9 protein-coding genes are annotated in these 11,482 nt (G+C 37.7%); 3 read left to right on the top strand and 6 right to left on the bottom strand.

Annotated elements, in window-relative coordinates; translation table 11 throughout:
- Positions 1-299: DUF1565 domain-containing protein (locus tag QNI22_RS19810; protein ID WP_314513331.1), on the bottom strand; the 299-nt coding region annotated here is incomplete at its 3' end.
- Positions 300-925: 626 nt separating this feature from the next.
- Between QNI22_RS19810 and QNI22_RS19805 the strand changes: the two genes are divergently transcribed.
- Positions 926-1,750: a GNAT family N-acetyltransferase gene (locus QNI22_RS19805; protein ID WP_314513329.1), complete on the top strand. Its 825-nt coding sequence runs from the start codon at positions 926-928 to the stop codon at positions 1,748-1,750.
- Between the two features lie 7 nt (positions 1,751-1,757).
- Here the strand turns inward: QNI22_RS19805 and folK are convergent, their stop codons facing one another.
- The gene (gene folK / locus QNI22_RS19800; protein ID WP_314513327.1) at positions 1,758-2,243 is read right to left on the bottom strand and encodes a 2-amino-4-hydroxy-6-hydroxymethyldihydropteridine diphosphokinase; all 486 of its coding nucleotides are present in this window, start codon (positions 2,241-2,243) and stop codon (positions 1,758-1,760) included.
- A 159-nt stretch (positions 2,244-2,402) separates the two neighbouring features.
- On the opposite strand from folK, the gene sppA reads away from it, so the two are divergent.
- Positions 2,403-4,184: a signal peptide peptidase SppA gene (sppA, locus tag QNI22_RS19795; RefSeq protein ID WP_314513325.1), complete on the top strand. Its 1,782-nt coding sequence runs from the start codon at positions 2,403-2,405 to the stop codon at positions 4,182-4,184.
- Between the two features lie 38 nt (positions 4,185-4,222).
- Here sppA and QNI22_RS19790 read toward each other — a convergent pair whose 3' ends face one another.
- The 3 genes from QNI22_RS19790 to QNI22_RS19780 all read right to left on the bottom strand — a co-directional run bounded on the left by QNI22_RS19790 (position 4,223) and on the right by QNI22_RS19780 (position 9,222).
- Entirely contained in the window at positions 4,223-6,274 is a 2,052-nt protein-coding gene (locus QNI22_RS19790; RefSeq protein WP_314513324.1) for a GAF domain-containing SpoIIE family protein phosphatase, read from the bottom strand.
- Between the two features lie 265 nt (positions 6,275-6,539).
- The gene (locus QNI22_RS19785; RefSeq protein ID WP_314513321.1) at positions 6,540-8,480 is read right to left on the bottom strand and encodes a sialate O-acetylesterase; all 1,941 of its coding nucleotides are present in this window, start codon (positions 8,478-8,480) and stop codon (positions 6,540-6,542) included.
- A 124-nt stretch (positions 8,481-8,604) separates the two neighbouring features.
- Positions 8,605-9,222, bottom strand: coding sequence for a thymidine kinase (locus QNI22_RS19780; protein WP_314513320.1), 618 nt, complete (start codon positions 9,220-9,222; stop codon positions 8,605-8,607).
- A gap of 226 nt (positions 9,223-9,448) precedes the next feature.
- Here QNI22_RS19780 and QNI22_RS19775 point away from each other — a divergent pair, with 226 nt between their 5' ends.
- Entirely contained in the window at positions 9,449-9,769 is a 321-nt protein-coding gene (locus tag QNI22_RS19775; protein WP_314513318.1) for a Dabb family protein, read from the top strand.
- A 49-nt stretch (positions 9,770-9,818) separates the two neighbouring features.
- Here QNI22_RS19775 and QNI22_RS19770 read toward each other — a convergent pair whose 3' ends face one another.
- Positions 9,819-11,360, bottom strand: a complete 1,542-nt coding sequence (locus QNI22_RS19770; RefSeq protein WP_314513316.1) for a GDSL-type esterase/lipase family protein — start codon at positions 11,358-11,360, stop codon at positions 9,819-9,821.
- Between the last annotated feature and the right edge of the window lie 122 nt (positions 11,361-11,482).

Here is an 11,482-nt window from a genome sequence, read left to right as displayed (position 1 = left end):
TTTTTGATGATAGTCTGGTCGATGCCGGCTCCTTGTAGAGAAACACCAGGTTTGAGCGGCATGGGTTGTTCATCATAGGTACCGGCCGCTACATAGATCATGTGTGAACCGGAAGGTACAGTCTGGGCAGCTTTAGCGATGGTTCTCCAAGGTCTGGATTGAGACCCATCGTTACTGTCGCTACCGGATGTACTTACATAGTAATCCGTTCCAAGTACGGGCACGGAAAATGTGGTAATTATAGCAAAGTTAAGAACAGCAAAAATTTTATAAATAGCTCTCCCTGTAAATTTCGGCATAGCTTCTATGGCTTGATTATACTCTAGGTCTATCAATTTATTTATTTCTTTGTATGCCAGATTATGATAAAGTGTGGATAGTATTTGGTCGAATAATAGTTCTGCTGGTATGCCAAAATTATTGATTCGTCGAAACCTGGCTCAATCTTTTAAAGGGATACGTATTTATATAAATGGAGTTACGACGATTATACTGATATAACTCTTCGGTTATGTAATATTTCAACCATCTCAATACAATATATTTACTTCCCTAAAACATCACTACTAACTGATAAACAATATCTTAAATAATATAAGTACTTTAAATACTTTAAAACAAAAGTATTTAAAAACCCGCAAAAAGCCTTACGTATATGTGACTTTTTGCGGGTTTTTAAATTTTTTGTAGTGAAAAATTTTCGTTTCCTTAAGCCAAGATGTGCTTAGTTGTTGAAATATTTACTCAGATTTGTGGAAATTTTTACCAGATGATTTTTAGCCAACTCATTGAAAAAGAATACTTATTTCAGGTATATCAACTCAATCAAGCAAATTACATACCAGAGGGGATATATCTGTTTAATACCAATCAGTATCTCCAAAATCAATTACAAAATACTATATTCTCTTTCAGCTTACAAAATATGAGGCTCAAACATTCTGAGTGTTTGTTGCATGTCTCTATAAAGGATACACTAGCAGTAAGTCCAGTGAAAGCAACTTTTGGAGGTATAGAAATTCATCAGGGGCTACCAGACTCATTACTTGATTTATTCATTCAGCATGTTGACCAATTTCTATGTTCTCAAAATATTCACCAGGTTAAGCTAACCAATTATCCTTTTGCTTATAATCTAAGCGCTGCACAAAAAATTACAGCTGCACTTCTTAGAAACGGATATACCATTGATAATTCAGAGGTAAACTATCATATTCCTGTAACTAATGAGCCACTGGAAAAACGTATGCACTATTCAGAAAAAAGGCGTCTGCGTAAGTGTGTCCAATCTGGAATGATTTTTAAAGAAGAAAAATCGCCTGACCTATCTAAAATTCATACATTCATCCATCAAGCTCGTATCCGTAAAGGGTTTCCGATGACTCTGCCACTGGAAACATTTCGAAATCTATTCATGCAAATGCCTAACGTCTATCGGGTTTTTGTTGCAATCTATAGAGATGAACTTGCTGCACTTACAGTAACTGTTCGTATCAATAAAGACATTCTCTACAACTTCTATCCAGCTGACAATGAATACTTTTTAAACTATAGCCCCTCTGTTTTCATCACGTCAGAAGTATACAAAATAGCACAACAGGAAGGATATAAGATGGTAGATCTGGGAATTGCTACAGATCAAAGTGTACCCAATTATGGATTGATGCGTTTTAAAAGTAACCTGGGAGCAGAAAACTCACTTCGTTTATCCTTTTGCAAACGTTTCAACGATAACGCTACAAGTCTCTGAGATAATCTTAGGTTATCTTGAGAACTGTTAAAGAATCATTGCAAGCAGTTAGTAACTCCTGATTTGTTTTGTTCCAAACAGGATGTACAAAATCTGGTGCAATCTCAGTTAAAGGTGCAAGAACAAAACGTCTATCTGCAATACGAGGATGAGGAACAACCAGATTCTCTTCCTCCAATACCCAATCATTGATATATAAAATATCAATATCTATCAAACGCGCTTCCCACCGAATCCGTCTTTCTCTTCCAAGTTCACGTTCTATTTTGTGGATTGTATTAAGCACATCTTGAGGAGTCAATTGTGTATTTAGTTGAACTACCTGATTCCAGTAATTGGGTTGGTTTGTAACTCCCCAAGGTTCTGTTTCATAGACGGACGACCTTGACACAATAGCTCCTATCTGATTTTCAATCTGGAAAATCGCACTCTCAATATTAAGTTTTCGGTCACCCAAATTGGTTCCCAGCAGTAGATACGTATTAATAACCATTGATGTAAAAGTGACACAATGACAAAACAGTTTCTGTATTTTTGATGTTAGTAAATAGATCGCATACTTAGGCCTGATTAGGTTAGGCTCTGTATTTTAGTATTTTTATGCGATTGAATTTGTTCACTTTTCTTATTACTTAACTTATATACATAATTTATGTTGCAATTTCTGAAATATGTGCTGGCAACTGTTATTGGGCTGGTAATCTTTTCGCTGCTGGCATTTTTTATTTTCTTAGGCTTTATCACTGCTGCATCATCAGGTGACAAAGTAACTGTAAAAGAAAACTCTGTTTTAAAGCTTAAGTTTGATAAACCCATTGTTGAAAGAGGCCGAGAAAATGATTCGTTTGCCGAACTTGCCAATTCTCTTAGCGGTAATCCCAATTCTGTTGGTCTTATCCAAATCCGTCAGACAATTGCAGCTGCTAAGAACGATAACAATATCAAAGGCATTTACCTTGAACCAGACATGTATGGCTCTACAGCCGGATATCCTACTTTAGAAGAAATACGTACTTCTTTAGTAGACTTCAAGAAATCAGGCAAATTTATCATTGCCTATGGAGAATACTATACAGAGAAAAGCATTTATTTGGCGTCTGTAGCTGATAAGATCTACCTTAATCCTGAAGGAATAGTAGAATGGAATGGTCTGAATGCCAGTATTACTTTCTTAAAAGGCACACTGGATAAACTAGGAGTTAAACCAGAGATTTTTAAAGTAGGTGACTATAAAAGTGCTGTAGAGCCTTTTTTGCGCCAAGATATGAGTGAACCTAGTCGTGAACAAACCCGTTCATTCCTGACTTCTATCAATTCGCATTTATTAAAAACTATTAGTGATGCCAGAGGAATTTCAACAAATGAGCTACAAGCTTTGGCAGACTCACTGACGATTCGCGAACCTAAAGATGCTCAACAATATAAACTTGTGACAGATGTAGGCTATGCAGATGAAGTAGAAACAGCTATTAAGAAAGCATTGAAACAGGATGAAAAGAAAAAGATTGAATTTATTTCATTTGCCAAATACAACAAGGCTGACAACAAAGAAAAGTCAGAATCAGGCAGTTATGACAATCGTATCGCTGTCATTGTAGCTTCAGGTGAGATTAATTCAGGAGATGGGGGAGACGAATCTATTGGCTCTGATCGTATAGCAGAAGCATTACGTAAAGCACGTGAAGATGAAAAAATAAAGGCAGTAGTATTACGTATCAACTCACCAGGAGGTAGTAGTCTCGCATCAGATGTAATGTGGAGAGAAATTCAGTTAACTAAAGAAAAGAAACCAGTAGTGGCATCTATGTCGGATTATGCTGCATCAGGTGGTTATTACATGGCTATGGGATGTGATAAAATTATTGCTCACCCAACTACTTTAACGGGATCTATTGGAGTATTTGGCTTGTGGTTCAATGTGAAAGATCTTCTAAATGACAAGTTAGGGGTAACAGTAGATGGTGTAAAAACCAATAGTTATGCAGATATCGGATTGCCTACTCGCAACATGTCAGACTTTGAAAGACAGTGGTTTCAGAAACGTACAGAAAGTGTATATGAGGACTTTACAACCAAAGCTGCTAAAGGCCGTAAGATGAATGTAGAAGATCTTAGAAAAATCGCTTCCGGACGAGTATGGACTGGAGAACAAGCAAAACAAAATGGTCTGGTAGATGCGCTTGGTGGTCTTGAAGATGCTGTTGCCGAAGCCGCCAAATTAGCGAAGTTGAAAGAAGGAGATTATCGATTACGCTATTTGCCTGAACAAAAACCATTGATCGAAGAACTCTTTGGGGATTCAAATGAAACAATGGAAACAAAAATAATCCAAAAACATACAGGAGTTCTTGCACCTTATATCAAGGATATTCAAAAGCTGAAAAGCTGGCAGGGAACACAAACCCGCCTCCCATTTGAATTAGAAATCAGATAATAATAAAAAAGCCTCCATTGTATACAATGGAGGCTTTTTTATAGAAAACGTACGGCTACAATCGTATAATCATCTTGTTGTTCTGATTCGCCACAAAAATGACGGAAATAGTCCCAGAATGCGTCAATGAAGTGGGTTGTAGATAATCCTGTATGAGTATCAGTAAATGTGAGCAGACGTTGTTCGCCAAATTCATCTCCATCTGCATTACGCGCTTCCAGAATCCCATCAGTATACAATATCAACCAGTCTCCAGACTGATAGCTATGTGTTTTTGTAGTCACATGTTTGATATAATCTGGCCGTCTCAGTAATCCCAATCCCATTCCTTTATTTTGTAACAATGAGGAACTTTGTGTTTCATTGCTGTAATAAATAGCCAGACAATGTCCCCCTCTTGCATGGTGTATCACACCTTTTTCACTATCAATCATGAAAACACTTGCGGTGATAAACTGATCCTTGTCCAGACAACGGCTTAGTGCATTGTTTGCCAGCGCTAGAAAACGATGTGGTGGTGGATGTAGCTCTACAAGGCTATGAAAGATTCCTTTCATTTGTGCCATATGAAAAGCTGCTGAAGTACCTTTTCCAGATACATCACCAATAATTAATATCACACGAGAATCCGATATCTGGAAAATATCATAATAATCTCCTCCGACTTCGTCTCCGGATTGAGAAAAAGCACTGATCTCAAAGTAGTTGTTATCATCAAAGTGATCAGGCAAGAGTTTTTGCTGTACTTTTCTGGCAATATTCAGCGACTCCTGGTATCTCTCATTTTCAATCACTTTTGATACCAGACGAAAGTTTTCAATCGCTACCCCAGTCATACGGGCAAATGTGCTGATCAACTCCACATTATCTGTTGTAAAGCCATCTTTCTGAGTTTTCAGCAATCCTAAAGTTCCATGCAGCTTATCCTGAAAAATCAATGGGACTAATAGTACGGACTGATAGTTCATATCATCTATTATTCCATCCAGTAATCCTTTTCGTATATTTTCAGAGATCGGACTTTGTGCAGTATATTTTAATTCTTTTACAATTTTTTTCTCAGTAGCTAGTGCTTGCTGCTTCTGTATATTTTTAGTTAGCACATTAGTAATTTGTCTGTTCTCATTTGCCACTATCAACCATGCAGCATCTGCATCTGAAGCCTTACTCGTACTTTGTAATAAAGTCTCATATACCTGTGTCTCATTTTCCTTCGCCTGAAATGTTTGTGTCAAGCGCTGGAAATCAAGAAGTTCTTCTATCTTCTGTTCAAAGACAACAGAAGTCGGCAGATTAAATAACAAAACTGCGCATCCAAGTACACTATAACCACCTACAAACACAAACAAGGCCAGAATATATACACTCTGAATAAGATTGGTTACAATCTCTGTATCTCGTGCATACGTGCTCAGATTCCAGAAAAAATAGGCACAAAACAATCCAATTAAAAAAGTAAGTAATATCGCCTTCCACTTATCTCTTACATCCAGATAGGCGACCCACTTAAGATTAAAAGCAGTAATTATACCCAGTAGAGACAATGGAATGAGTATGATATAAAAAAGTGCATCAGACGAGTCTAACTGAAAGAAATTAAAGAAAAGACTAGCCAGCAAAGCATATTCAAATATTTGCCATGTAAGTTGTAATCTCCTGGAACGCTGGTATAAAATAAACTTCTTCCATACAAAAAAAGTCTGGGTAAGAAATAATGTAACCAAACCAATATGAATATGATAAAATAGCAGAATCATCTGTGCAGACCGATCATGTAGAAACTGATCAAAAAAGAAATCCGCAAATCGTAATACAATGGAGATTAGAGCCAAAACCCAGCCAACATCGAGTAATCGTACTAGTTGATCGACAAAAGAGCTACCTCTTTCTTCTTCAGATCTGGCTTTGAAGTAGAAAAAAACTAAGATAAGAAAGAGATTAAGCAGGAGTCCCCTTATGGCTATCGGGACCCCAAAAGTTGTTTTATCATATCCCTGTAATAAGGTAATTAAATTAAGCCCCAACAACAACAACCAACTTACAATGTTGACAGAAACAACAATCCGTATAATATTTTCGCGTGAAAGCATAATTTAACAGGCAGTTTATGGCAAACCCCAAAGTCACTCAGTGATACTTTGGTTACACCTCTGCATTTGCTCAGAACCAATTTGCAAATTGATATATCTCCTTCAGATTTACAAAAAATCAGCACGATTTTGTACCGTGCTGATCTAAAGTTTCTATTCTTCTAAAAAGTATATTCAATATCTCTATAGTTCATATAGATACCATTATACCATATAAATAGTCACATATTTACATATACATCTGAAAATAAGAAACTTAACAATACTACCTGTCTGCAGTAATACCTTTCCATTCATCTGTTCGGAAAGGAGAGGCAGGAAACTCTTCAACATTATATAAATTACATCCTTCCGGATTATTTGCCCATGCATAACGAACTGCAACAGGCTTTGCCACTTTATCACTCCACACAATAATTTGATTTCCATCAATACGCGCCTGTGCCCAAACAAATTTCCGATCCTCTCCTGCAATAGCAAATCCCTTCAACTCATTTCCCTTTGCTATTAATCCTGTACCTATGTTTGTAAAAGTTATACGAATTTTATCACCTTCTATATTCTGAGAAAAATAGAGTGGCCCGGAATGTACCATGTCTTCTCCATAAGCTATCTTGCGTGCATTAAAAGCCAAACGCTTTCCTACATCCAGCTTATTTTTAGGATGTATATCTTCTGCTTCCCCAATATCTATTATACAAGCCATACCAGTTACAGGTAATGAAAGTGTCTTTACCTGAGCCTCTCTTAGCTCTGCCCAATCACTTTCTGATGGCTCTGAAGATACCTTCATAAAGTTAGCCAGTTGAACAAATAAGAAAGGGAATTCGCCCAACTTCCACCGATTACGCCAGTCTGTAATCATGAAAGGAAATAATTTACGGTATTCATATGCCTTATCTGCATTAGATTCTCCCTGATACCAAATCACACCTTTGATTCCATAAGGTATCAGTGGAGCAATCATCCCATTGAATAACAAAGCAGGATGATTAGGAGAATTCATATCTACCCTAGGATTATGTGGCAGGTTTTTATATTCTTCTGAAACCTTATATTGCCAATCACCTGCCAATGAAATTTGCTTTCCTCCTGTTTCCAATACAAGCTTTTTCGCTTCCCCCCATAAACCTCCACCACCATAGGTATCCAATACACGAATTGCGATTACATTCTTTCCCGGTTTCAGTAGTTTGTCTTTTATGAGGTAGTTTCTCTCATTATTGTATCCTTCTGTTGCACCAACTTGTATACCATTCACATACGTAATATCTTCATCATCAATAGCCCCCAGATGTAGAATTGCACCCTTACTTATATCCGCTTTGCTTAGTATAATTTCTTTACGTAACCACACAATGCCATCTATCGTATCCAATTCTGTATGTTCCCAGTTGTTTGGCATTGACATAGTTTTCCAATCTGTAGTAGTCAATGAAGGAAGCATCCATTTCTTTGAGCCTTTATCTTTTGAGGCTAGCTCCGCCTGATAAGCAGCATATTGCTTTTCCATCTCCATCGCATTGCCACTTATCTGGGTTTTCCAGTTGGTATACTCAGTCTGGTAATTAGCAAATCCTTCTAAACCTTCTATGCTAGTCCATGCCTGAGCAACTGTGCCTCCCCAATTTGAGGAGATCAGACCAATCGGAACTTTCAATTTTGTATACAACTCTCTGGCAAAAAAATAGGCGACAGCAGAAAATTCGGGGGTATTATCCGGACTTGCCGATTTCCAGCCACTGGTAGTAACCTCTTTTAGTGGAACAATACTAGTTGTATTTTTTATTTTAATATGACGAATATTAGGGTTGGCAGAAGAAGCAATATCTGCATCATACTTGTGATTAAGCATATTCATACGCCATTCCATATTAGACTGACCTGAACATATCCAGACTTCTCCAACTAGTATATCATTGATTTGAATCTGATTTTTCTCTGTAATTGTCAATGTGTAAGGCCCACCAGCAGGAGTTGCATCCAGGTATAGCATCCAGCTACCCATATTATCTGTAGTAGCAGTGTATGTCTTGTTTTGCCAAGTTATTGTAACCAGTGCACCTGGTGTAGCCCATCCCCAAACAGCATTTCTGGTATTTCGTTGTAATACCATTCCGTCTGAGAACAAAGAGGCAACTTTAACAGTAGCAAATAAGGAATTTGAGAGTAGAGAAATAAAAAAAAGGAGCAATAATTTTTTCATGTGATCCGGATAGAAGATGAAAAGATGTATTAACCCTGCCAAAGTATTTTAATTAAATTCTTCATACAAGAAATACAATAACTTTCTATCCTGGCCATTGAAAATGTATAAAAGCTTTCTAGTATTATAGTTTGCGTTTACGCTCCTGCTCCAACATTCCCTCATTATAACAACGGCGACAACGAGCTTCATAACTGTCTGTTTCTCCTAATAAGACTCTTTCCTGAGAGGCATTTAACCTGAATGAATAGGAGGCAACACTACCACATACGGCACAAATAGCATGAACTTTTGTAACAAATTCGGCAACAGCCATGAGAGCAGGCATACTGCCAAATGGTCTACCCTGAAAATCCATATCAAGTCCGGCTATTATTACACGTTTTCCAGTATTGGCAAGAGTAACACAAACTTCTACCAGACTATCATCAAAAAACTGAGCTTCGTCAATGCCTACTACTTCACAATTACTGGTCCATAAAAATATCTCTTGTGGCGTGCTAATAGGAGTGCTTGGAATGGAATTGGAGTTATGGGAGACCACATCTATATCATGGTAACGCGTATCAATAGCAGGCTTAAAGATTTCTACCTTCTGTCGTGCAATGTTGGCTCGGTTCAATCGGCGGATTAGCTCTTCTGTCTTACCCGAAAACATTGACCCACAGATAACCTCAATCCACCCTGTGGTACGCAGATTCTTATCTCGATGGTATTTTCCTAGATGTGGTTCAATAAACATGCCCGAAAGTTAGTAAAAAACGAGCAGCATTTATTCGTATGTAAATACAAACCTGATGTAGCTCTTTTATAAAAGTCCAGCGATAGCGTTTTACCCGGAGAAAGATGTTATTTTCACAGATAGTTTATCCAATCACTTTTATCACCTTTACTGTATGAAATATTTCTTTTTGCTTGTTCTCAGTTTCCTATCTTTTTGTGTCACAACTTCTCTATATAGTCAGACTATGAAGAAAAATCCCAAAGTATTAAGACATGTAGTTTTATTTAAGTTTAAAGACAGCACTACCCCTGAACAAATCAAAGAGGTAGAGAAAGCATTCACTACTCTGGCAAATAAAATAAAAGAGATCAAAGGTCTTGAGTTTGGCCTCAATAATAGTCCGGAAGGCTTAAATCAAGGCTTCACTCACTGTTTCCTGCTCACTTTTGATTCGGAAAAAGATCGGGATGCCTATCTTCCACACCCGGCTCATAAGGAATTTGGAGAAAAATATGTGAAGCCTTACCTCGAAAAAGCCTGTGTAGTGGATTATTGGGCACAATAAAATACAAGTGTTCAGATGCTTATTTATATAGCATCTGAACACTTGTATTTTATTGAACAACAGTGCTAACAGACGTTCTATATAATTCGTATTCGCGAATCAATGCCTTGTAAAGCATCTCGCTGATAATCATTGCGCCTTTAGGAGTAAAGTGTATGAAATCATGCTTAGCCAAGGCAGGTTTGGCAAATACCCAACTAGGCATAGAGTTCTTTCCACCCATAGCCACATATGTATCCCAGAATGCACAACCGGCCTTAAATGCTGCTTTTCGCTGTGCATCTCTAATCTTCTCAATATTTGGATAGGATACATAGGATTCTCCTTCCCGATGTGACATATCCGAAACACCAATAACCAGGATAGATGCATTGGGTGCTAGTTCCTTGAATAGCTTTAACTGTCGGGATAAAGATTGTTCATACCACGAATAATCCTTTTGTACATAGGGAACTATATTTACACCAAACTGGAGAATAATCATCCGTACATTCAAGGCTTTAATCTGAGCCCCTAATAGGCTTTTATTCATACGCGTGAAGTCCACCCCAGAACTTCCTCTAAAAGGAATATTGTCTACAGCGACTCCTCGTTCACAATCCAGACAGGCGGCATACAAATCCGGACTAGGAGTACCTCTAAAGGTAAGCGTTAACTTATCAAAATCTTTCTTTAGTCGGTGAGAATAGATATGAAACTGAGAGGAAGTGTCTAACCTGGCATATTGCGTGCTATCAAAACCTTCCTGAATTGTTACCTGAAAAGGGGCTTGTGGATTACGGTATAAGATTTTTAGTACCTGAGCCTGTTTGTCCTTTGGATATCCTCTCTTTAATTCAGCATAGGAAACCAATACTCCAGGATCTTTGCGAGGTATATAAATTGCGTGTTGGGAAGTATCCCGAATGGTGTCTATCTTCATAGCAAAATATTCATTCTTTGCAGATCGATTAGCACTTGAATACCTGAAAACAGCACCCATTACACCATAGCTATCTGCATCAGCTTTCTTATATCCATTGCTATACACAAATAATTTTTGCCATTCAGGATCTGAGTACTGAGCTATTGACATCCGGCTCCCTACTACATCAAGCAAAGGGACAAGACCTACACCACACCCGCCAAAACGCTGCTGAAGCCGGCTTCTGAGATAGGATGAAATACGATCCCCTTCAATCTGTGAATCTCCATAATGCAACACACGAATCAATTGTGTGCCAGATGACTCTCTTAATGCAGCGAAGAAATTATTCATCACTGTTGTGTCCTCTTCAGGGAATTGAAGCCTGTACTGACTCTCTACAGGTAGATTCAGTGCTTTTACAGTGTCCAGCACTGTTTTTTGAGTATCTATCTTCTCTGTAGAAGATGCCTGAGTAACCAGAGAATCAGTTGTTGAGAGCTGAGAGGTAATTGCTGAAATATCAGCATATGTATCCTTTGGCTTCTCGATCAGACTCCTTAATGAAAACGAACGAAATGTCAATGTATCATAGATACGGATCTCAGGAGGCAGAAGAGTAAGTACAATTGCAAGAAATACGGCAATGTAAATAAGCAGTAATAGAGGTCTTAATGGTTTGATCATACCAATTTATTCAATCTTTATCCAAAACACCAAATAAGTGTTTGTGTTTAGCGGGCAAAGATAGTAATACAAATTGGGAACTATCAAATGGTTAGCATTCAATTATTTGTAAGAATACGATA

The organism is Xanthocytophaga agilis (assembly GCF_030068605.1).
Taxonomy (GTDB): domain Bacteria; phylum Bacteroidota; class Bacteroidia; order Cytophagales; family 172606-1; genus Xanthocytophaga; species Xanthocytophaga agilis.
The sequence above is the reverse complement of the archived record's forward strand: the minus strand, read 5'-3'. Positions and strand labels throughout refer to the sequence as shown.